Genomic DNA, 22,279 nt, shown 5'->3' with positions numbered 1-22,279 from the left:
ATTGTATCGTTCCCTGTACTTTTCTGAAACATAGCGCTTCTGCCGGCGTATGAAAAAAGTAAATCCATCCTCAACCCATAAAAAATACCATCATGACCATGACTAAGAGATTGACAAAATCAGCAACGGACAGCATACTGTTTGGTGTTTGCGGAGGAATTGCCGAATATTTCGGGTGGGACAGCACGCTTGTCCGGGTTATATTCATAGTTGCAACCATATTCAGTTTCAGTTCCTTCGCTCTGTTGTATCTGGTACTGGCTGTAATCATGCCAAGATGATGCATCCGGCGTTCACCAAGTCATTAATTTATGAAGTTCGGGATCATTGGTCCGGGCAGTATGGCCGCAACCTGGGAACAACACCTCAGGCGCACGGCAGGAGTGCACGAAGTGGTGATCACTCCGCGGATCAGCATGCTGCAGCATGTGGATGCCGTTATCATTCCGGGAAGCGGCGATGAGCCCGGCCGTCAGACCGGATTGCTGCAGGATGCACTCAAAAGCGGCTACCATGTTCTGTGGGTCGCTCCGCCTCCGTTGAACGCCGCTGATGTCCGGTCATGCCTTGATATTGCCGAAGAAAGCGGCATGGTCGTGATGTTTGCCATGTGGTCATACTACTCCACGGCAACCCAGTGGCTGTTCAGCCATATTGCATCCCCGAAAAAAATTCACATTCACAGAGAGTGGTCCGGACCGAAGCATACGCCCGACGTGCAGACCCTTAACCGGATATTGCTCGAAGAGATCTCCATATGTCTTGAATGGTGCAAAAGCGAGCCAGTACAACTTGAAGGTGACCTGCCATTCGGCAACCTGGCTGATGACCAGGAGCAGCAAATGCATCTTCTCCATATGAAGTTCGGAAACGGAAGTTCCGCATCCATATTCATGAACCCTTTCGGTCTTGAGAACCGTCACTCCCGTTTTGCAATCGGACAAAAGTTGGCTGCCGTCTGCCAGATCAACGATCATATCGTCAAGAAATGGCTGCTCGGAGATGAGCAGCAAAAAACCCCTCACATCATGCGGTTCGACTACAGCGAACCCGCACAGCACTTGCTTTCCCGTTTTATCAGATGCGTGCAAAACGGAGAAAAACCGGCTTTCGGAATCACGGAACTGGATCATCTGATCTCAAGAATGGATCGTTTTTCACACCGGTAGTTGTGGCGGCTCCTGCCATAAAAGCAAGTTATTTCAGATTTCTGCGTTATAAAGTACTAATGTTTTTGGGCTATGAAATTGGCCGAAAATCTGCTATCCTTCTACCAGAACTTTATGCAAACCCGGTTTTACAATTTTCAAACTTTTTTTTGATCATGAGATACCAAACATTTTCTTACATTGTTGCTGCACTGGTCTTTTTTACCTGGAGCTGCGGAAATGATACCACAGTAACAGATGACGGACTGGAGATCACCGACACCGAAGTCGGCAACGGTGCCGAGGCCGAATCCATGGATTTTCTGACTATTCATTTTGAAGGTTCACTTGAAAATGGTGAGGTTTTTGAATCTACCTACGAACGTGATGAGCCCATCGTTGTTCAGGTCGGAGCCGGACAGCTTCCCATGCAGGGATGGGATGAAGGCATGATAGGCATGCGTGAAGGCGGAAAGCGATCACTTGTAATCCCTCCGAATCTTGCATTCGGTGATGAGGGAATCGAAGGGTTCATCCCCGGCGGGGAAAATGTATACATGGATATTGAGCTGATTTCCATCACCAAGCCTCCGCAACCATGGGACTATGATGATGCGGCACTGGAATCCACTGAAAGCGGTCTGCAATACTTTGTCCACGAAGAAGGCGACGGCCCCTCACCGGAAGCCGGTGACATGATTACCGTTGAATACTCCGGCTTCCTGAAAGACGGCACCATGTTTGACAGTTCCACTCTCAGGGACGAATCGTTTGAATTCACCGTGGGAGAAGGTCAGGTTATTCCGGGATGGGATGAAGGCCTGCTCGACATGAACGTTGGTGAACGAAGGACGCTGGTTATTCCGCCTGAGCTGGGATACGGTGAGTCCGGAGCCGGAGGCGTCATTCCTCCCAATGCTACCTTGGTTTTTGACGTAGAACTGCTTTCTGTCAACTGATAGCCGGAACATAAAGCTCATAAGACACTTTTATGCCTGCTTCTGTTATTCGATTTCGTCAGGTTGATGCTTTTACCCGCAAACCTTTTTCCGGAAACCCCGCGGGTGTGGTTACCGATGCGGAGCATCTGCGCAGCTCCGATATGCAGAATATCGCACGGGAAATAAATGCCTCGGAAACCACATTTGTACTTCCTGCTGAAAATGAAAACCATGATCTCAGATTGCGCTGGTTCACCCCTACCCAGGAAGTGGATCTTTGCGGACACGGAACCGTCGCTGCATTTCACATACTGGCTGAAGACGGCGCTTTCGACCTTGAGGTAAATGAGCCGCAATCTTTTCTTGTGGAAACACGGGCGGGTGTGCTTACCGTTGACGTGGAATGGTTTGACCTGAGGCCTTATGTGAAATTTTCGCTTCCGGTACCCCAATTTTTCCCATATCCGGGTGATACCAGATATCTGTGCGGGGCGCTCGGGCTCTCGGATATTGAACTCAGTCAAAAGGTTGCACCTCAGATTACCGGAAACGGATTTTGCTACGTGCCTGTCCGGAATCTTGAAAGCCTGGAGACGCTGGAACCCAACCAGCACTTGCTTCGCACGCTCAATGACAGGCATGATCTGAGCGGATTTGCTGTTGTCACCACCGATACCGGTGATCTTGACGAGGACTGGGTCATGCGATTTTTCGCCCCGTCGCTGGGCATCCTGGAAGATCCGGTTACCGGAACAGCAAACGGTCCTATGGCCGCTTTTCTGTGGGAGAATGGATTTCTCGATAAAAACAAGAAGGTTTTCTCCTTCCGCGCGCTGCAGGGTGAGAATATCAAACGCCCCGGAATAGTGCATGTCAATATGGCCGTTAAAGACGGCAAGGTTTCCCTTATACAAATCGCTGGAGAAGCCATAACAGTGATAGACGGCAATATGAGACTGCGGGGCCAGTCTGATGGCAGTTTCTGATCAAGCCCCGCTAAAACATGGCACCTCATGATTATTGCCGACGACCTGAAAGATAAATGGGAACAACTTTCATCTATCGGTCAGCCCGGACTGATGGAAGCTTTATCCATCCGAATCACCAGAATTGATCATGGATGCATCGAGGCCTCCATGCCGGTCAGCCCGGCGGTAAAACAACCTTTCGGACTGCTTCACGGGGGTGCTTCGGTTGCACTTGCCGAAACCGTGTCATCTCTGGGCAGCTGGATGCTCATCGACACGGATCATCAAAAAGCAGTCGGACTTGAGATCAATGCCAACCATATTCGGCCCGTAAGGACAGGCAGTGTGTACGCAACAGCCACAATTCTGCATCATGGCAGTAAAACCCATGTCTGGCAGACAGAGATACGAAATGACGATAGTGAGCTGGTTTGCATCAGCAGATGCACTACCGCCATCCTGTCGAACCACTGACCATCAGGTCCGTCTCACAGACCGCAATTCCTGAAAAAGCATCTGTTGCTGAATCCGCACCAGATATCGCTCCGACATCAATGTGTCAAACCACCCGTCAGTCCCTGGATCGGTACGCTTCTGCGACACTCTTTGAAAGTGAATCAAACACCGAATACATCACGGGAACAATAACAAGGGTAAGGAATGTCGCAAACATCAGTCCGCTGATAATTGTAATCCCCATCGGCCCCCAGAACTGGGTGCTCTCTGTTCCAAGCTGAAAGGCAGGGTCAAATTGTGTCAGCAAGCCGATATAGTCAATGTCTATACCAAATGTCAGCGGAACCAGACCAAGAATAGTGGTAAGTGCTGTCAGCAGTACGGGACGAAGCCTGATGGCGCCCGCCTCAACGATGGCATCCATTTTTGACTTTCCGGAATCAAGCATCTGCTTGATATATTCCACCAGGACGATGTTGTTGATACAAACAATTCCTGCCAGACTGATGATCCCGACAAAAACCATGACATTGAACTCGGTTCGCGTGACAATCAGTCCGAGGAATACACCGATCAGACTCAGGCCGACAGCAATGGATATTATGAACGGAATGATCAGACTGTTGAACTTGGCAAGCAGCACCAGAAAGATAAGTGCAAAACTGATAACCAAAGCGGTCGTCAAAAAGCTGAAGCTTTCTTCCTGATCTTCACTCTCTCCTGTATACTCCATGGTATACCCTGCCGGCAGGTCCTGGCGGTAGTCAGCAAGATAGTCCTGAACCTGAGAGAGCACTTGTGGCCCGCTGAAACCGGCGGCGGCATCCGCCTCTACAACAGCCGTACGCTGCAGGTTAAGACGTGATATCGAACCGGGTCCCGCTGCTTCTTCAAAATCGGCAACAGAAACCAGCGGAACCTGCATTCCGGCCTGATTAATGGTTAAATCACGCAGCTTGTCCAGATCATCACGATCCTCTTCCCGCAGTCTCACTACAATGTCATACTCGTCTTCCCCGTCGCGGAACGTACTGGCATCCAGTCCGTTAACAGCAATTCTCACGGTTTGGGCAATATCGGAAAGTGTGAGTCCGAATTTTCTGGCTTTTTCATGGTCAATCCTCAGATTGTACTCAGGCAGCCCGCCGCTGACATTGTCACGTACATCTACAAGTCCGGGAATGGACCCGGTAAATTCAGCATCCTGCAGTCTCTGCCTGACTTCACTGGTGATGCGTTCCACCTGCCTGAAGTCATCGCCGGATATCTCAATGTTAACAGGGGAACCGGTCGGTGGCCCAATCTCCTGGCCTTCCACCTGGATCAGTGCATCCGGAACTTCGCCGATGGCTTCCCGGATTTTTGTCATGGTAACACTGCTGGACTCATACCGGTCGGCAAAATCAACCATATTCAACGATATTCGGGCCCGCTCCGGACTTGGAATTCCGGCGCCGAATCCTCCCGTTGCAGCAATTCCCACATTAACCTGAACATTTTCAATGCTCCCCCGTGTATCATCACTTTCATCAATAAGACTGTTCAGGCGTGACTGAATCTCCCTGACCATCTCGTTGCTGGCATCAATATTCATGCCCAGCGGACCCTCGATGTTGATGTCGATACGGTTAGGGTCGGTTTCCGGAAAGAAATTGACACCGGTAGGTACAAGAGAAAAGACCACCAGTATGGCAAATAATGCGCCTACAGTTGAATTGAGCAGACGAGACCTGTTATCGGTGAGAATTATCGGGCTTTTGCGTGTACGGAACATTCCCAGAAATCCAAGCACTACGACCAACCCGGGAATACCCATCACTATCAGAAAAATACGCCATGTCAGTTCCGCACTCATTAAGCTGAAACCAAACAATGTGAGTGCAAATACCACTGCCACTACCAGTCCGCCGATAACACTGCGAATACCACCAAGGATTACTGATTCAAACGTATGCAAGATAACACCAAGCGAACCGATCACAAGAGCGATACCACCGAGAATGGCAACCGGAAGCGCTGCAGCGCCAAGGAAAAGAGACAGTGCACCGCTCAGAACAAGCAGGAGAAATCCTGCCGTGAATGCCGAAAGACTGAACATGTTCCGCCAATATGCCCATCTCACCTTGTAATTGCGCTGGAGCATCCATGTCAGAAACGATTTATAGCCTTCGATAAAAGCAGGCAGCAGCTGCCCGGTGAATATATCGCTCAATGGTTTGACAAAAAGCTTGTAAGTAACAACAAAGAACAGAACAATGAGTATACCTACGATCAAAGTGATGTAGTTTGTCAGACCTACCACTGCTGCAACCAGTACAACACCGGTCCATATGGATATTTTCGTTAACAGACTTTTGCGCCTTTTTTTCTCTGTCGGCAGTTTGACAAAAAAGCCGGTCAGTGACGGATATATAATCAGCGCGATAAAAAGCGAGCAGAGCAGTACAATAATCAGGGTCATGGGAAGATAACTCATGAATTCCCCGATGATATCCGGCCAGAAAAGCAGGGGCAGGAAAGCGGCAACCAGTGTAGCTGTGGATGCCAGCAATGCATAGCCGACTTCGTTGGCACCTTCCCTGGCAGCATCAAAACGTTCCATTCCCCTTTCCCGAAAACGGTAAATATTTTCAACAATAACAACGGAGTTGTCTACCAGCAGACCCAGTGCAATAATAAGGCTGAACAGAATCACAAAATTGAGTGTCAGCCCCATTATTGTCATGACAAGAAAACCGACAAAAATTGCCAGGGGTACCGCGGTTCCGACAAGCAGGGCATTGCGTATACCCAGAAAGAATACCAGCACCAGCACAACAAACAGCATACCGCTGATGATGCTGTTTTCAAGATCGCTGATCAGGTTCTGAATGTCTTCGCTGGCATCATTGGTCATAACAATCTGTGTGCCGGAAGGAAAGCCGAACTCCTCCAGCACCCTGTTTACATCTTCCGATATTTCAAGGATGTTCGAACCCGAGCGCTGCTTGATATCCAGACTGACTACCTGATTTTCAGCCACTTCTTCATAGGGAACCGGAATCAGATCGCCGTTGTCGTCCTCAACCTTGTATGCCGTCAGACGGGCATAGCTCTCTCTGTCCTTGAATCCATAAATCACCTCGGCCAGATCCCGCATGTATATCATGCCCAAAGGAGCGGGCTGATCGTTGTCACCGCCACCCCCGCCGGCAGGCGGTGCAAAAACCACCAGGTCCTCAATTTCATCCGGATGTTCAAACTCTCCGGAGACCCTGAGCAGGTACGACAGTCGGTCCACATCCACATTGCCTCCCGGGATCGTCACATTCTGTCCCTGAATGGCACCTATGATCTGCTGAAATGAGATATTATGACCTTTCAAAGCGGCAAGTGCCACATTTACCTGCACCTCCCGTTCAAGTCCGCCGATAACATCCACTTCGCGAACCCCGGATATCGTCTCAAGTTCGTCCTCCAGGCGTTCAGCAATCTGGGTGAGCTGTGCCATCGAATAATCGGCACCAAGATTTACCGTCATAATCGGAAAATCATCAATATTAAACTCGGTGATCACAGGTTCTTCGGCGTCTGAAGGCAGCTCGGACCGGGCCAGGTCCACCTGCTCCCGTACCCGCTGGCTGGCTTCTATGTTCTCGACATCCAGATCAAACTCCACGACAATACTGCTGAACCCCTCAAACGATGTAGAACGGATCTCACTGACCCCTTCTATACCCTGAAGCTCCCGCTCCAGCGGCTGGGTCACCAGTGATTCGATGTCGGAAGGACCGATGCCCGGATATATCGTTGTAATTATGAACAACGGAATATCGATGGACGGAGCCGACTCTTTCGGTATGGTAATATAGGAATAGAGCCCGGAAACGATGAGCACGCCGGCAAGGACTACAATGAGCGTCCTGTTCTTAATTGCTTGTTCTATTACTTTCATGTAAAATCAGACATATTATGCAGGAAAAACTGTTGCAGTAAATGGATACAAAGATGGAGGTGCCGTATTACTTGTAATGGTCGTAGGTGCGTGTGTTTTGGATACGCAGCAGATCACCGTCACTGACATTTGTCTGACCGGTTACGATCACCTGATCACCCGGTTCAATGCCCTCCTCAATAACAATGAGTGAACCGGACGCTGCACCGGTCCTGACCCTTCTTGCTTCCGCCTTTTTTCTTCCATTTTCATCTTCTGTTGTGACAAACAGGCGGAGCCCGTCTTCATCCCGGACAAGAGCGGTTCGCGGCACAACAAGTGCATCATCCCAAAAGTCTCTGACAATCGACAAGTTGACGGTCATTTCGGGCTTCAGCAACCTCCCGGTGTTCTCCATAACTACCTCAACGGGAAATGTACGAGTCTCGGGTACGATGACACTTCCGGCATAACGAATTGTGCTTTTCAACTCTTCTCTGCCATAAGTTCCGAGACTGATTGTAACAGCAGCCCCTTCGTCGATATCATTGATATATCGTTCAGGCACTCCGGCATTTATGCGTACTTTGTCGGTATTTACAAGCCTCAGAACCGGCATTCCGGGATTGACAAGCTCTCCGGACTTCACCATGCGTTCCTCCACACGTCCCCGGAACGGAGCCTGAATGCGCGAGTCACCCAGCTGTTTTTCAGCCTGCTCAAGTTGTGACTTCGCCTGGTCACGCTGTGACCTGGCCTGATTAAATTCCAGGGTGCTGATGATAGAATCCCGCAGCAACGGTTCCTGCCTGGCAAGTGCGTCTTCGGCAAATTCAAAATTGGCACGGGCCATTTCAAGTGAAGACCGGACGACACGGTCATCCAGGCTCACAAGCTCCGACCCCCGTTCTACTGTCGTTCCCCTTTCTGCAATGGTATGGACTCTTCCTGACACTTCCGCCGATATGGTCGCATCCTCAAGCGCTTCAACGGTCCCGGTAACCCGGACACGCTCCTCAAAGGCTCTGGGGTCCACATCAAGAACCTCTACAACAACTTCACGTGCACGCTGTTGCTCATTATTATTTTCATCACCGTTCTGATCACAGGCGGATAAGACGAATGAAAAAAGTAATAACGGTGTCACATATTTTAATGCTTTCATGTGTTTATAATTTATGATTCTGAAGTCACATGTAGTACCCATGTTGGCTATAATCATGCTCCTGTGTGACGGTAAGCCGCCATGGGTATTTCATGTGTTTATAATTTATGATTCTGAAGTCACATGTAGTACCCATGTTGGCTATAATCATGCTCCTGTGTGACGGTAAGCCGCCATGGGTATTTCATGTGTTTAAATTTTTCGATTTATGATAAGAGATACTCAAAGAGCCGGACTGGCAAATCCCGGAGTACGAAGTTTAATTTCATTGCTGATCACAATTGATCCACTGAAGTACCAAGTGCAAGCTCAAGGTTGCTGACTGCAATCAGATAGTCATGAATGGCAGCAAGATAGCTGAGCTGACTCTGATCAAGCAGCATGGATGCCTGACGCTCTTCCAGGCTTGTCCCCACACCTTCACGCAGACGGGTCCTGGCAAAATCATAATTGACCTGAGCCTGTTCGGTATTACGTTCCTGACTTGTGATTCTGCGTTCGGCCGTTCTCAGGTTTCTCAGCGCCTGCTCTACCTCAATTTCGACAGCACTGGTCAGATTTTCGTACTGCAACTGGCTTCGTCTGGTATCTATCCTGCTCTGCTCAACCCTGGCACGGTTCTGAAATCCGGAAAAAATACTCCAGCTGATGTTGATACCCACTGCAACATTGGGGTTCCAGTAGGTGTCGTCAAAAAAACTTCGGGTTTCACTTTCAAACCGGAACGGGTTGTCAGGATCATCAGGATCCGGCGTAATAATAGTCCGGTTGTCAGGCACCCTTCCCACATAATCGATATTGGCAAAAGCGTTGACAACTGGCTTGTATGAAGACCTGTTTATCCGCTCGTTGATCTTGTTCACTTCAATAAACCCTTCAGCCTGTTCAAGATCCGGACGATGTTCCTTGGCAATTCGTACAGCTTCTTCCAGGGGAATGTCACCAATCGGCTGCATAGCCGTCATGGTCAGGTCTCCGTCAAGCCTGATGGGTTTGTCGGCCCTCAGGTCAAGCAGGAGATTGATGCTTTTGTTTGCAAGTTCCGCCTGATTTTCCGCTTCAATCATTTCCGTTTCAAGATTGACCAGCTCAACCTCGGCGCTCAGCCTTTCCGATTTGGAGGCCAGCCCCTGCTCGACGGTTCGCTCCGTATCTTCTACAGTCTTGCGCAGCCTTTCAACACTTTTTTGCAGGACTTCGACCTGCTGCCAGGCCAGCAATGCAGAAAAGTAAGCCTGACGCACCTCGTCGATAACAACCTGCCGCTCCCTGTGAACGGCATCTTCACTCAGTTTTTTAAATTGCTCAGCGCCTCTTATAGCAGCAAATGCCGAACCGTTAAACAGTGTCTGTGTTATTCCGAGAGACATTGAGAACTGATTGTCAACACTGAAGGGATCATCCTCTTCCGTTGGCGGAGTGATACCCGCCTGTTCGTACCCTTGCCTCTGCCTTTCAAGAAACTCTTCAAACGTCAGCTGCTCTTCCCCGGCCAGCCGGGCCTCTTCATTGTAGCGAAGCCACCCGATAGCCCCGAAGTCTGCAAAGAGATCTTCAGCTCCGCTACCGGCAAAAGGATTGGCCGTTACCACGTTACGTGTGAAATTTCCGGTGGCATTAATCTGAGGATAAACGCTGCCCCAGGCTTCACGGACCTGCTGATCGGCCATCTCCCGGTCCAGCATAACATCACGAAGTCCGAAGTTGTTTTCCAGGGCAATGCGGACCGCTTCATCCAGCGTAAGTGACAACGTATCACCACGTGCGTCAGCATGGGCGTTTGAAAAAGTTGCAAGCAGCAGAAAAGAAAAAAGTAAAACCGACCGACAGACTTTTATCCCTATTTTTTTTGATTTCAATAACATAGCATGTGTGCGAGTAAAATGATAAGACGAACCAACCGGGTTTATCAAACGATTGATTAACATCCGTTCCGGAAGCAACGTTTCAGCTTTCAGATTCTTTCATAAGATTTTCCAGCAGCATTGATAAATGTGACTTGAGTCTTTCTTTCATGATATCCGGTGACCGTTGCTCTATACCCAGAAACGGAAACGCTTCATCAAACATGAAGGCATTGACCACATAGCTCTCAATCGTAGAGCTGAACGTTAATACGGATAATTCAATATCAATGTTTCGGAGCTCACCGGTTTTCATTGCAGTCCCGAGAACTTCAATAAACATGCCATGGACTTCAAGCATGGTCTTTTGCAGGTTCCTCATGATCTCCGGTCTTTGATTAAGAAGACCTATTTCACGAATGGCAATTATTACCGGACGCGGATTCTGAAAGGAGTAATCCACATAGGAAAACAGAAACTTTCGGAACGTTTCCGCAGCAGGTGCCTTTTCACTGCTGATTACATCAAGCAATTCTTTAACGGCTGCCGTATGCCTGTCAAGGAGTTCACGGAGCAACAACTCTTTGGACCCGAAGTAGTAGGCAAGCATGGCCACATTCACCCCGGCGTGCTCGGCAATCATTCTGGTAGTTGTACTCCGGTATCCGTGAGCGGCTATCAGCTTCTCCGCCACATCAAGTATTTTTTGTTTTTTATCTGACATTTGCGGTTATAAAACACCATTTTCCACAGGGCACATATCACGCAATGCATCAAACCGGTAGATGCCGTTCTGATGTCCGTCACTCCAGATAATCTGAACGGCATAATTCCCGACCTGAGAAATTTTTGATATTGTTCGATTTTGGCCCGATGGCTGCAGGAAAATTTCGGGATCCACTTTTTTTCCCATATTTTCATGTCCCCCCTGACAGTAAACACACGGGCAGGCACGACGCAGACCTTCCATCGGATACCGGCTGTGGTGCCCGTCAGCCCAGCCAACCTGCAATTCTCTTGTTTCGGAATTAACCGTTATCTTTTGTATCTGATACTTTTTTTCCATGGCCTTAGACACGATCTGCTAAATTACACTAAGATAAGGCCTTATTATTGAAATTCTCACTTCAGAATTCATTTTTTTCATGCCGGTTGACACACTTAAAACGATAACACAGGCTGGAAAAGGAGTTTTGACAGAAAAAGGATCCCGTTTTTTCTCGTTTTCTTTTCCCGTTTCAGACATGCATGAAATCACCGGAAAAAGAAAGGCTGTCCGGGAGGAGCATCCTTATGCCACCCACCACTGTTTTGCATGGCGTGTAAACCCGTTTCACCCTGAGGAATTTGCGCAGGATGACGGTGAACCGGGAGGAACAGCCGGTGTGCCTATTCTCGGTGTCATCAAATCAGAGGAGCTGATCAACGTGCTGATAATCGTGGTTCGCTATTTCGGAGGAACGAAACTCGGCAAAGCGGGGCTTATTCAGTCGTACAGAGAATCAGCACTACGCTCTGTGCAACACTCCGGAAAAAAGACACTTGGACTATATTCCGGGTTCAGAATTGAGTATCCATACGACCAGGAAAACCGGATCCGGGAAATGATGAACAGGTTTAATATGAAAAAACAAGATGAACTATATCTTGAAACTGTAACTATTACAGTCCGTTGTCCTTTTGAACATACTGATGATCTGCAGAGTATGCTCGAACATCACTCCTACCTTGGAATTGAGTTTGAAAGAAAAGAAGACCGGTATCTTCCTGTTACATAGCATCCCAAACGAAAAAGGAAAATTAAAACACATGAAATGTCCATGACCGGGCTGGCGCCCGGACAAACAGGCGTATGATTAAATACGGTCATGGCATTTCACTACGTGACCTTCGGTTCATCTGACCATATAAATCCAAAATTTTAAACACATGAAAATCTACACAAAAAGCGGCGATCACGGGGAAACTTCCCTGTTCGGGGGACAGCGGGTGTCAAAAAACCACTCCCGTATTGATGCGTACGGCACTGTTGATGAGCTCAATACCATAATCGGAATAGCCCGCACGGCAGATCCGGTACCGGAGATTGAACAATTACTGGATCAGCTGCAAAATGAGCTCTTTGTCCTTGGTGCCGACCTGGCTACACCTCCTGAAAAAAGCAGCAGGGTACAACGTGTTGGCAACGACCAGGTGTCTCTTCTGGAAGAATCCATCGACCGCCTTGAAAAATCTCTTGAACCCCTGACTTCTTTTATCCTGCCCGGAGGTTCCTCCTGTTCCGCCTATCTGCACCATGCAAGAACCGTTTGCCGGCGGGCGGAAAGAATCTGCTTTTCATGCAAACAGTCCGAGATTATTTCACAGGAAGCTCTTATTTTCCTGAATCGACTTTCCGACTTGCTTTTTGTGATGGCTCGCTTTCAGAATAAGGCAAAAAGAATCGATGACGTGAAATGGCAGGCACCCTAAAACTTCAACAGGCTTTAACGGTTCAGCTGCATGGGCTTAAGCAACAAACAGAAAAACTACATCCGGGAGCAGTACAGAAAAAAAAGTTCCGGTCAGCTCGCACGTGAGATCAAGGCAGACCCGGACGACATTGCTGCCTATATTGAAACTCTGCAGCCAACTGCCGATGGCAGGAAAAAGCTCATTTTTCTTGCCATTACCCTGATGATTCCGGTGCTGTTTTTTGTGATTCTTGAAAGCTCACTCCGGTTATTCAACTACAGGGGAGATACCAGTCTTTTCGAATTTCCGGAAGAGTACTTTAAAGGTGAGTACGGACTGCCTAACAGAAACTTCAATGCACGTTATTTTTTCAATACAGCCAACCTCCCCGGTTTTTCCAACGATGCCTTTCTTGCTGATAAACCCGACACCTCTTTTCGGGTATTTGTCATGGGTGGTTCATCCACTGCCGGGTATCCCTACGGTTTTAACGGCACATTTTCCAGGGTAACAGCTGATGCAATGAAAGATGTTATGCCCGGCCGGCTCATTGAGGTTGTGAATATCGGGGCTGCCGCGGTCAATACCTACACACTGTACGATCAGATTCCCGAAATTCTCGCACAAGAACCCGATGCCATTTTCATATATACCGGCCACAATGAATACTACGGTGCCCTCGGAGTCGGATCCAGCGAACAATTCGGTGCATTCCCCGGATTTGTACGCACCTACCTCAGACTGCAGCGTCTGAAAACATTCATGCTTATCCGGGATTTCATTGCAACAGTTTCAGGTTGGATTGCAACAACAATGGCCGATGAACGGCTTCCGGCCGGTGACGGAACACTCATGCAGCGTATGGTTCAGGATCAGACCATCACGCTCGACAGTGACGCTTTTCTTCTCGGCAAGAACCAGTTTGAAAGCAATCTTGACAAAATTTTGTCACGATTCGATAAGAATGATATTCCGGTTTTCATCTCAAGCATTGCAAGCAATCTGAAAGATCAGAAACCCTTCGTTTCAATCCGTTCTGACAAGCATCCCCCGGCCGAAGAAGTTTTTCAAAGGGCAAAAGAACACTATCAGGCAGGCAACTATCAGGATGCTTACGAAAAATTCAAATATGCCAAAGACCTTGATGCCCTGAAGTTCAGAGCACCTGAAATTTTCAATGAAATCATCCGGAAGAAAGCAGAAATACACAATGCCCATTATGTCCCGGCATATGAAAGCCTGCAGGCAAACAGCATAAACGGTATTATCGGTTTTGATTTCATGCTGGAGCACCTTCATGCAAATCAGCCCGGATATTTTCACATCGGAAAATCCTTTTTTGAGTCATTTGCGGAAAGCGGAATATTGGAAAATGAACTTGAATTAACTGAGCTGCGCGACTGGGAGCACTATTTTGATGCCATGAAGCTCTCTGAGCTTGATGACCGGATCGCATACCACAGAATTCAGCTTCTTACCGGTGGATGGCCCTTTAAAGACGAACCGGATCCGTATGGTTACCCTTACGGCTATGAGCCGGAGGGTTTTATAGATGATGTGGCTTTTGATGTCGTTCACACTGCCAAAAGATGGGATCAGGCCAAGCTGAGTATCGCCGAATATTACACCGAAAACGGGGCCTTTGAAAAGGCTCTCAGCGAATACAAAGGTCTTATAAGGGATCAGCCGTACAACCATTCACCCTATCAGTTTGCAGGGCGCCTGCTTCTGCAGTACATGAACGATTTCGACCGGGCGCGGCCCCATTTCGAAAAAGCGTGGAGTATGAAGCCATCCAATTACAACGCGCGCATGCTCGGCTCCATCGAAGTAAATGACGGCAACTACGAACGGGGAATTTCCCTTCTGGAACAGGCCCTCGAATTTAATGAAAGAGACGTTCAGGCCATGTTTAACTTGTCGGGCGCCCAGGCCATGAATGGCCAGCTTGAAACTGCTTACGAAACAGCAATGAAACTGAGACAGGTACAGCCGGGCTTCCCCGGACTGGACTCATGGTTGTGGCAGCTTGAACGGCAAAGACAGCAGCATTCCCCTGAGAATCAGTGATGAAACCAGATGATGTTAAAAAATAAATCAGTTTGTAACTATACTGTTCCGGTAATGCAACTTTGTGTATTTTGAAAGTATATTCCGGGAACACGGGAAAAGATTAAAACGTTATTTCCATTTATATAACTCTCAGCAACTTATACATTTTTATGCATCGCGCTATTCTGCCATCACTGCTCCTGATTGTAACATTGAATGCCTGCCATTTCCAAGATGACAGCAGCTATGACACTTCAGACACGGCAGAACCTGTTTCTGAAAAAGTTGAAATACAGCCTGAACTGGATGTATTTGGGATCAACAAAGAGCTGGAAGCCACAACTCACAGAATCAGAAGAAATGAGTCGCTGTCTTTCATACTCAGAAATAATGGACTCACACCCCGTAACGTGCATGAAATTGTTCAGGCTTCCTCGGGAATTTTTGATGTGCGAAGGATACGCGCCGGACGGCCTCTTCACATTTACACTCAGTCAGACACTACCGGCGGGGCTGCAAAACCCCGGTATATTGTTTATGAGGAGAACAGCACAGATTTCATCCGGTTTGAGCTTGGTGATTCCGTTAGTGTCGAAAGGGGTTCAAAACCTCAGGAAACACGCACCCGGCTGGTAAGCGGGGAAATCAACAGTTCATTATATCAGGCACTTCGCTCACTCGGTGTTGATCAGCAGCTTACACACCGCCTCGCCGAAGTTTACGCCTGGCAGGTAGACTTTTACCGTATCCAGCGGGGAGATCATTTTGAGGTCTATTTTGAGGAAAAATATGTAGACGGACAGCGTACCGGTATTGGCCGTATAAAAGCAGCCGTATTCAATCACCGGGGCAACAATTATTACGCTTTTCATTACAGACAAAACGGAATGGATGAGTATTATGACGAAAACGGGAAGTCCATGAGACGTCAGTTCATGGCCGCTCCGCTGGAATACAATCGTATCAGCTCCCGGTTTTCACACAACAGGTATCATCCCGTACACCGGCGCCATATGCCGCATTACGGAACTGATTATGCCGCTCCTACGGGTACTCCCATCAGAGCCGTGGGGGATGGTGTCGTTACCGCAGCCCGATACGGACGAAATAACGGAAACTTCGTCAGAATCAGACATAACAGTATTTACGAAACAGGATACCTTCATATGTCACGATTTGCTGATGGTATAAGCGCCGGAACGGAAGTCGAGCAGGGCCAGATAATCGGCTACGTCGGGGCGACGGGAACGGCTACCGGCCCTCACCTTTGTTTCCGGTTCTGGAAACATGGCGAACCCGTTGATCCGCAGCGAATTGACCTGCCCCCTGCAGACCCGATTCAGACGGAGCACCGGGTTGCATTTCTTTCCAGAAAAGAAGATTTGCTGACCAGGATGGATATTGATCCGGATACCGTAATTCAAAGACCTTTTGCATTCGCACCAGATATCGGTTATTCCGGAATTCTCTCCGGATCTCCCGCGCAGGAAGACTCTACTGAATTATAGACCAATTAGCTACGTCCAATATGGCTCAAAAAACCATTCTTGTCACAGGAGCAAGCAAAGGCATCGGATATGCAACAGCAGCATATCTTGCAGGTGAAAAAAAACATGTTCTGGCCGTCGCCCGGAGCAAAGACCGGCTAGAAGAACTGAAGTCCAAAGCACCGAAACGAATTGAAACCGTTGCCTGCGACCTGCTGGACTCCTCTTCCATTCAGAATCTTGTGGATGCAGTCCGCGATCAGAATCTGCAGATCACTTCACTTGTTCATAATGCAGGCGGTCTCATCAAAAAAAACTTCATGGAACTCACCGATGATGACTGGAATACGATGTGGAACATGAATGTCATGTCTGCTGTCCGTTTGCTGCGCGCTTTGTTTCCTTTCTTTGCAAAAGGAGCTCACATTGTCACTATCGGAAGCATGGGGGGATACCAGGGCAGCTCCAAATTCCCGGGTTTGTCGGCCTACAGCACCAGTAAAGGTGCACTGAGTATCTGGACAGAGGCTATGGCTGCAGAGCTGAAGGATGATAACATCTCTGTCAACTGCCTGTGCCTGGGTGCCGTCCAGACAGAAATGTTCTCTGCCGCTTTTCCGGGCGTAAAGGCACCGCTGAAACCTGAAGACATCGGTGAATATATCGGAGATTTTGCAATGAAAGCTCACAAATTCATGAATGGCAAAGTGCTTCCCGTCACTTCCGGTGATCCGTGAACCCTGTTCATCCCGTCACTTCCGGCAACTGAACCAAGCCCTGAATCATTTTCACCGCATTGCAGATTATTCAATATATTGCTGCGGCAACCATTTTCCTGTTCTGAAAAGATCACAAACAGGATGGCATAGTCGTTGCAGTTTGTGTACAGGATGCCAATTGACTTCGATTATTTTGGCATAAACCGTGAATTCAATAAATTCCAACAGTCACTCCTCAAAGGTCACTCCTCAAAGTACTTTTATAACTATTTACCATGCTCAATTCAAAAAGCCTCCCCGTTTTACTTCTCTTATTGATTGTTCTGACCGCAGTCCGGACAGTTGAATCACAGCCTTTGCGTATCGTTGCTGTCAATACGTTCACAGGTGCCGTAACCGGCGCGGCTCTTGGCGGTGCAACTATAGCATTGCAGAACAAAAGTGACATCGACTATTATCCCCTTCGGTTCGGCATTGGCATGGGGACCATTATGGGTGTTGGCACCGGGTTTTACGATTGGTCTCAGGCTGCCGGAGACGGATACTACGTCGACGGTGCCATAAGTTCAACCGGAACAACCGGCACCCTTATTTTACTGGATACATTTTACGGGGCTGCTACCGGTGCGATTGTCGGGACGGCTGTAAGTCTGATGACAGAATCAAAAATTGTCAAAGGTGTGCAATTTGGCAGTGCTACCGGAGCCTGGGTCGGATTTGCATTCGGTTTGTTTGATGCCTTTGTGCTCAGCTCGCAAAGCGGATATGACAGTTTTTACGATGACTATACAAACGCATCCGGCAGCATGTCGAACCCTGCAACTGCCGGATTTATTCAGCTTAAAGATGACAAAGATCGTTTTGCTGTCGGCCTTCTGAATCCCATGATGTATCAGTCAGTCGATTTCAGTCCCGGAAATGATATTACCGGTAAAACCAGTTTGGGAGTTGAATTTACCCGTATCAGCATATCTCTTTAGCTAAATGACATCCAATGCAGCAATGAGAAGATTAACGGTGACCGGTTTATCCGTCATCCGGGCCGCCTGGTTCGTTGCCGTCATTTTCTCCCTTATCCTGCTTCTCAGCTTCAGCAAATGTTTTAATGATACTTTTTACGGTCTCAGTATTCCCTGCGAGTGATGGATGGAAGCCGTCATTGAGAAAATTCCAGGCATCAGGTGGTGAACCCATGCGTTTTCCGGCGGGATCTACTATGTAACCGGATTTACCCGATATCACTTCCCTGAACTCTTTCAGGTCTTCCTCAAGTACGACACCGGCATGAAGAGGCATTTGCTGCATCAGTTCGGATATGACCGGTGGTGGAGTAATCCACACAGGCGGGTTGTCGCAGTTTTGAAGTATAGCCGATTCAATGGCATTGATGTTCTCCCAAAACTCGGCAAGAGAAACCAGTGTTCGTCCTGTTGTCAAATGCAGCCGTTGTGCATCCTGGCTTCCAAGTGCAACAAATATCCAGTCCGGTTTATGGGCAATAACATCCCGTTCCAGCCTGCGGAGTGCATCCGAAGATAATGACTCACCTAAACTGGCATCGATAAACCGGTAATTTGCCTTCGGAACAGCCATTTCAAGTACGTTCCGGAATATTTGAAACCAACCCTGCCTGTCATCCGTAATTGCGTCACCTACAACCGCTATGGTAGCATCCGCCTCAATTGGCAGGCTCTCAATCAGTTCCAGCATTTTTTCGTCTTTGAGTATCTCTTCAGCAGCCTTTTTTGCCTGCTCATCAAAGTGATTTCTTATACTCTGAAACTGATCTGAGTCCAGACCGATGAAGTCGGCCACTGCTTCAGCATCTTTGATGCCCTGAAATAAAGGAAACCGTTTTTCAATATTTGAAAACTGGACCAGATATTCGAGCAACGCTTCTTTTTCTTCCTGTTTCATTACCAATGAATTGATTTAATGTTTTTCAATATTCGCATATCATCACGGAGTATTTCATCCCGGACTTCATAACGGTACCAATCCGTAAACCGTTGTACAGAAACCGGTCAATGCTCTTTTTTCTTCTTAATCAGATCCTGAACCAGTTCTGGGGTTCCCTCCGCAGCCGTTTTTTGAATAAAAGTAACATTGGATTGAAACCTGAATTCCGGCTGCTTCGGATCTATGACGTATACGGGAGTGCCGGGCTGCGTGAGATCTACCAGACCAGCGGCCGGATAAACGGCCAGAGACGTCCCGATGACAAGCAGGATATCACACCGGGCAACTTCCCTTGCAGCTGTTTCCATCATGGGAACCATCTCTCCGAACCATACGATATTAGGCCGGAGCTGCCGGCCTTCACTGTCCTTGTCACCCGGTTTTATATCATCATATCCAATATCTTTCACAGGACCATCCGCATTTACGGGTCTTGCCTTGGTCAGTTCACCATGCAAATGGATTATTCGGGAAGAACCGGCCCGCTCATGCAGATCATCCACGTTTTGAGTCACTATTGTTACATCATAGTATTTCTCCAGCTGTTTCAGAGCCAGGTGTCCTGCATTCGGCTGAACTTCCTTCAATTGTCTCCTTCTTGAATTGTAGAATTCAAGAACCTTTTCAGGATCCCGGTTCCAACCTTCAATCGAAGCTACCTCCATCACATCCACACCTTCCCAGAGGCCACCGGAGTCCCTGAAAGTGGTGATACCGCTGTCCGCACTCATCCCTGCACCTGTCAATGCAACGGCTTTTTCTTTATTATATAAATTCATATATTTATATATGATTATTATTGCAAATAACACTGAAATAATACAGTCAGAATAGAAAAAATCATTTTTAAACGCTACGAACTACATGATAAAGTCCAAACTCAACCCGGAACCAAAGTATCTCACAACTATTGAAACCGGTGACCATATTCAGATTCTGGATGAACCCGTATCACTGGGTGGCAACAATCAGGGACCAACACCTGTACAAGCGGTTTATTCGGCGTTGGCCGCATGTATTTCCATAACCCTCCGCATGTATGCCGATCATAAAAAAATCCCCCTGGAAAGTGTTGAGATCACGATTGAAGCTGAAAAAAAGTCTGTCAAAGACAGTGATGAACGGTTCAGGGATAAACCTCAGATGATCGACAAGGGTAAAGTCCGGTTCATTCATGCTATTATTTCTGTATCCGGAAATCTTGATGCTGAGCACATACAAAAGCTTGATGTCATCGCAGGAAAATGCCCGGTTCACAAAATGCTTAAGCACGGGGCCTGGATCACACACGAAATAAAGGTATTAAACGGCAAATAGTAGTAAAGAGGATTACGTTTCAGGAATGGTATTTTTTCTGCACTTTGTGTGCGGTCTGTTATCATCAGCTGGTGAAATCAGCCCAGTTTGCACTGCTCTCAATGTCTTCACTTGGAAATGATTCCGGCAGTTCGTGCAGAACATTGAGAAACTTCTTTATTTCCACGGAAAGAACATTCAGGGTATTCCCGATAAGCTCATTGTTAAATCCCTTTTCACCCAGGTCCAGAACCATGTTCATGGTTACGACATAACCAAGCATTTTGCCGAGAACAACCTGCTTTCTTTGGGCCATATCGGCAGAAACAGAAATATTGGTATCCTTTTCCAGATATTCAGATGCTTTTTGAGTTAACTCGTAACTTTTCAGATAATCATAGAGCACCGATATTTTGGCTTTTCTCATCCTTTTGATAAAGGACTCGGCTATCTGCTGGTACAAAATGTCATTGGACCCTTCAAATATCTGAAACGGCCGGCTGTCGATAATTCCCCGTCCGGCCATATGGTCCAGTTTGTACCCCTGCGCTCCGGTAAGCTGCAGAAATGACTGGGCGGCATCCTGCATCATATCTGTAACAATCGATTTGATGGCATTTGCCGGAATGTCTTCGGTTGACAGGTTTTTGGATATCGGAGCATGCGCACTGGTATAGGCGCACATAGCCGAACAGGATGTGAACCATGACTGTAGTCTTACCATCCTTTCCTTAACCTGGTCATATGAAAAAAGACTTTTTCCGCCGACACTTCTGTTTGTGACATGCGTTAGAGCATCATCAGCAATTCTTCGCAAAAAGCCCATTGCCATACCGGGAAACTGCATGCGGCTGCGATGAAGCATATCCAGCATGAGCTTTATACCTGTAGAGCCTGAATCAAGTTTATAATCAGCAGGAACGGTGACATCAATACTGTTTCTGCCATAGGGCAGCATATAGAGACCGAGATTCTCGAAATATTCTTCAACTTCAATTCCGGAGTTTCTGTTGTCGTGAATGAAGAAATCAATGTCACGTGCAAGCGTACCGTCTTTTTTCCTTTTTCTGGCCGTAAGAAGCCAGTAATCCGCCCATCCGGTTAAACCTGCCCAGTGCTTTGTCCCCTTGATTCTGTAACCATTCTGTGCCTCCTGGTAAGCAGTCTGCATATGCAAGGCATCCGATCCGTATCCAGGTTCGGTTATCATCAATCCGCCCATTGCCTGATCATTCACAAACTGCCATAGCACATCTTTTGCTACTTTTTTGTCAGCATACCGGCTTACAGGTTGGATAAACAGGGCACCGTTGATCCCCATCATCAAAGAGAGCGGCAGGGATTCATAAGAGGATGCTTCAAGCATTTTGAGGCATTGACTTACATTGCCTCCAAAGCCTCCGTGTTCTTTTCCGATGAATACATTCAGGGGCTTGCACTGCATAATGTCCCTCATCAACATGGGAGGTATGCTTCTGTGGAGACTTACTTTTTTATGATTTTGTGAATCCCGGAAGACCCGGTGCAACACATTTTCATACTCTTTTATGAAACGGCTGAAGGAAGAATCCTGATTGTTATTCATCCTGTTTTCCGCTGTAACGTCAGTTGGTGGGTTTGTGTACTGCAAAACAGTTTTTTGTAATGGTTGTTTTTTTCAGTGACAAAGAGCTAATTTACTGATTTGTATGCTATTTGTCATTTTGAATTGTCGTTTTGTAGACAACGATCAATTCGGTACAAACATTCCACAAAAAAAACGTCAAAAGGATGCCAGGGATTGGGATAAAAAAAAAGCGGGACGCCGTGGTTATGGAGGACCGTTGAGCGCCCCGCTGAGGGGGGTAAAGATAAAAAAAGAGATGAGGCGACCACCT

Annotated in this window: 21 protein-coding genes; 13 read left to right on the top strand and 8 right to left on the bottom strand. The window is 47.7% G+C overall.

All coding sequences use genetic code 11. The annotated features are described in order from the left end of the window. Positions 1-98: 98 nt before the first annotated feature. From NATSA_RS13115 to NATSA_RS13095, 5 genes are all read left to right on the top strand, one after another. Positions 99-281, top strand: a complete 183-nt coding sequence (locus tag NATSA_RS13115; RefSeq protein WP_210513062.1) for a PspC domain-containing protein — start codon at positions 99-101, stop codon at positions 279-281. 30 nt (positions 282-311) lie between these two features. Further along, the gene (locus tag NATSA_RS13110) at positions 312-1,169 is read left to right on the top strand and encodes a Gfo/Idh/MocA family oxidoreductase (protein WP_210513061.1); all 858 of its coding nucleotides are present in this window, start codon (positions 312-314) and stop codon (positions 1,167-1,169) included. 155 nt (positions 1,170-1,324) lie between these two features. Further along, a complete protein-coding gene (locus NATSA_RS13105) occupies positions 1,325-2,107 on the top strand; it encodes an FKBP-type peptidyl-prolyl cis-trans isomerase (protein ID WP_210513060.1) in 783 nt (260 codons plus the stop codon). Between the two features lie 32 nt (positions 2,108-2,139). Further along, positions 2,140-3,075: a PhzF family phenazine biosynthesis protein gene (locus tag NATSA_RS13100; protein ID WP_210513059.1), complete on the top strand. Its 936-nt coding sequence runs from the start codon at positions 2,140-2,142 to the stop codon at positions 3,073-3,075. A gap of 93 nt (positions 3,076-3,168) precedes the next feature. Then, complete coding sequence (locus tag NATSA_RS13095; protein ID WP_419539894.1) at positions 3,169-3,531, top strand: PaaI family thioesterase; 363 nt, start codon at positions 3,169-3,171, stop codon at positions 3,529-3,531. A gap of 97 nt (positions 3,532-3,628) precedes the next feature. Here the strand turns inward: NATSA_RS13095 and NATSA_RS13090 are convergent, their stop codons facing one another. From NATSA_RS13090 to NATSA_RS13070, 5 genes are all read right to left on the bottom strand, one after another. Then, positions 3,629-7,447: an efflux RND transporter permease subunit gene (locus NATSA_RS13090; RefSeq protein ID WP_210513057.1), complete on the bottom strand. Its 3,819-nt coding sequence runs from the start codon at positions 7,445-7,447 to the stop codon at positions 3,629-3,631. Between the two features lie 67 nt (positions 7,448-7,514). Next, the gene (locus NATSA_RS13085; protein ID WP_210513056.1) at positions 7,515-8,591 is read right to left on the bottom strand and encodes an efflux RND transporter periplasmic adaptor subunit; all 1,077 of its coding nucleotides are present in this window, start codon (positions 8,589-8,591) and stop codon (positions 7,515-7,517) included. 275 nt (positions 8,592-8,866) lie between these two features. Continuing rightward, the gene (locus tag NATSA_RS13080; protein WP_210513055.1) at positions 8,867-10,450 is read right to left on the bottom strand and encodes a TolC family protein; all 1,584 of its coding nucleotides are present in this window, start codon (positions 10,448-10,450) and stop codon (positions 8,867-8,869) included. Positions 10,451-10,538: 88 nt separating this feature from the next. Beyond that, a complete protein-coding gene (locus tag NATSA_RS13075) occupies positions 10,539-11,159 on the bottom strand; it encodes a TetR/AcrR family transcriptional regulator (RefSeq protein WP_210513054.1) in 621 nt (206 codons plus the stop codon). A gap of 6 nt (positions 11,160-11,165) precedes the next feature. After that, the gene (locus tag NATSA_RS13070; protein ID WP_210513053.1) at positions 11,166-11,501 is read right to left on the bottom strand and encodes a gamma-butyrobetaine hydroxylase-like domain-containing protein; all 336 of its coding nucleotides are present in this window, start codon (positions 11,499-11,501) and stop codon (positions 11,166-11,168) included. Between the two features lie 127 nt (positions 11,502-11,628). On the opposite strand from NATSA_RS13070, the gene NATSA_RS13065 reads away from it, so the two are divergent. The 6 genes from NATSA_RS13065 (at position 11,629) to NATSA_RS13040 (ending at position 18,127) form a co-directional block, all read left to right on the top strand. Then, complete coding sequence (locus NATSA_RS13065; RefSeq protein WP_210513052.1) at positions 11,629-12,213, top strand: IMPACT family protein; 585 nt, start codon at positions 11,629-11,631, stop codon at positions 12,211-12,213. A 151-nt stretch (positions 12,214-12,364) separates the two neighbouring features. Beyond that, entirely contained in the window at positions 12,365-12,907 is a 543-nt protein-coding gene (locus tag NATSA_RS13060; protein ID WP_210513051.1) for a cob(I)yrinic acid a,c-diamide adenosyltransferase, read from the top strand. Positions 12,908-12,937: 30 nt separating this feature from the next. Then, complete coding sequence (locus tag NATSA_RS13055; RefSeq protein ID WP_210513050.1) at positions 12,938-14,959, top strand: tetratricopeptide repeat protein; 2,022 nt, start codon at positions 12,938-12,940, stop codon at positions 14,957-14,959. Between the two features lie 152 nt (positions 14,960-15,111). Beyond that, on the top strand, positions 15,112-16,449 hold the full coding sequence (locus tag NATSA_RS13050; RefSeq protein ID WP_210513049.1) for a M23 family metallopeptidase: 1,338 nt from the start codon (positions 15,112-15,114) through the stop codon (positions 16,447-16,449). Between the two features lie 20 nt (positions 16,450-16,469). Continuing rightward, positions 16,470-17,165: an SDR family NAD(P)-dependent oxidoreductase gene (locus tag NATSA_RS13045; RefSeq protein WP_210513048.1), complete on the top strand. Its 696-nt coding sequence runs from the start codon at positions 16,470-16,472 to the stop codon at positions 17,163-17,165. A 338-nt stretch (positions 17,166-17,503) separates the two neighbouring features. After that, the gene (locus NATSA_RS13040) at positions 17,504-18,127 is read left to right on the top strand and encodes a hypothetical protein (protein WP_210513047.1); all 624 of its coding nucleotides are present in this window, start codon (positions 17,504-17,506) and stop codon (positions 18,125-18,127) included. Between the two features lie 46 nt (positions 18,128-18,173). On the opposite strand, the gene NATSA_RS13035 is transcribed toward NATSA_RS13040, so the two are convergent. Then, positions 18,174-19,064, bottom strand: coding sequence for an SGNH/GDSL hydrolase family protein (locus tag NATSA_RS13035; RefSeq protein WP_210513046.1), 891 nt, complete (start codon positions 19,062-19,064; stop codon positions 18,174-18,176). Positions 19,065-19,171: 107 nt separating this feature from the next. Further along, a complete protein-coding gene (locus NATSA_RS13030) occupies positions 19,172-19,885 on the bottom strand; it encodes an SIR2 family NAD-dependent protein deacylase (protein ID WP_210513045.1) in 714 nt (237 codons plus the stop codon). An 85-nt stretch (positions 19,886-19,970) separates the two neighbouring features. On the opposite strand from NATSA_RS13030, the gene NATSA_RS13025 reads away from it, so the two are divergent. Then, positions 19,971-20,423, top strand: a complete 453-nt coding sequence (locus NATSA_RS13025; RefSeq protein WP_210513044.1) for an OsmC family protein — start codon at positions 19,971-19,973, stop codon at positions 20,421-20,423. 64 nt (positions 20,424-20,487) lie between these two features. On the opposite strand, the gene NATSA_RS13020 is transcribed toward NATSA_RS13025, so the two are convergent. After that, positions 20,488-21,987: an acyl-CoA dehydrogenase family protein gene (locus tag NATSA_RS13020; protein WP_210513043.1), complete on the bottom strand. Its 1,500-nt coding sequence runs from the start codon at positions 21,985-21,987 to the stop codon at positions 20,488-20,490. Between the two features lie 103 nt (positions 21,988-22,090). Here NATSA_RS13020 and NATSA_RS13015 point away from each other — a divergent pair. Beyond that, a partial coding sequence (locus tag NATSA_RS13015; RefSeq protein ID WP_210513042.1) for a hypothetical protein occupies positions 22,091-22,279 on the top strand: 189 nt, incomplete at its 3' end.

This window comes from Natronogracilivirga saccharolytica (assembly GCF_017921895.1).
Lineage (GTDB): Bacteria > Bacteroidota > Rhodothermia > Balneolales > Natronogracilivirgulaceae > Natronogracilivirga > Natronogracilivirga saccharolytica.
This window is presented reverse-complemented; position numbering and strand designations above follow the sequence as displayed.

Bases quoted from the DNA above. Each gene is read 5' to 3' on its own strand.
- NATSA_RS13115 (WP_210513062.1), top strand. From the start codon at position 99: ATGACTAAGAGATTGACAAAATCAGCAACGGACAGCATACTGTTTGGT.
- NATSA_RS13110 (WP_210513061.1), top strand. From the start codon at position 312: ATGAAGTTCGGGATCATTGGTCCGGGCAGTATGGCCGCAACCTGGGAA.
- NATSA_RS13105 (WP_210513060.1), top strand. From the start codon at position 1,325: ATGAGATACCAAACATTTTCTTACATTGTTGCTGCACTGGTCTTTTTT.
- NATSA_RS13100 (WP_210513059.1), top strand. From the start codon at position 2,140: ATGCCTGCTTCTGTTATTCGATTTCGTCAGGTTGATGCTTTTACCCGC.
- NATSA_RS13095 (WP_419539894.1), top strand. From the start codon at position 3,169: ATGGAAGCTTTATCCATCCGAATCACCAGAATTGATCATGGATGCATC.
- NATSA_RS13090 (WP_210513057.1), bottom strand. From the start codon at position 7,447: ATGAAAGTAATAGAACAAGCAATTAAGAACAGGACGCTCATTGTAGTC.
- NATSA_RS13085 (WP_210513056.1), bottom strand. From the start codon at position 8,591: ATGAAAGCATTAAAATATGTGACACCGTTATTACTTTTTTCATTCGTC.
- NATSA_RS13075 (WP_210513054.1), bottom strand. From the start codon at position 11,159: ATGTCAGATAAAAAACAAAAAATACTTGATGTGGCGGAGAAGCTGATA.
- NATSA_RS13070 (WP_210513053.1), bottom strand. From the start codon at position 11,501: ATGGAAAAAAAGTATCAGATACAAAAGATAACGGTTAATTCCGAAACA.
- NATSA_RS13060 (WP_210513051.1), top strand. From the start codon at position 12,365: ATGAAAATCTACACAAAAAGCGGCGATCACGGGGAAACTTCCCTGTTC.
- NATSA_RS13055 (WP_210513050.1), top strand. From the start codon at position 12,938: ATGGGCTTAAGCAACAAACAGAAAAACTACATCCGGGAGCAGTACAGA.
- NATSA_RS13050 (WP_210513049.1), top strand. From the start codon at position 15,112: ATGCATCGCGCTATTCTGCCATCACTGCTCCTGATTGTAACATTGAAT.
- NATSA_RS13045 (WP_210513048.1), top strand. From the start codon at position 16,470: ATGGCTCAAAAAACCATTCTTGTCACAGGAGCAAGCAAAGGCATCGGA.
- NATSA_RS13035 (WP_210513046.1), bottom strand. From the start codon at position 19,064: ATGAAACAGGAAGAAAAAGAAGCGTTGCTCGAATATCTGGTCCAGTTT.
- NATSA_RS13030 (WP_210513045.1), bottom strand. From the start codon at position 19,885: ATGAATTTATATAATAAAGAAAAAGCCGTTGCATTGACAGGTGCAGGG.
- NATSA_RS13025 (WP_210513044.1), top strand. From the start codon at position 19,971: ATGATAAAGTCCAAACTCAACCCGGAACCAAAGTATCTCACAACTATT.
- NATSA_RS13020 (WP_210513043.1), bottom strand. From the start codon at position 21,987: ATGAATAACAATCAGGATTCTTCCTTCAGCCGTTTCATAAAAGAGTAT.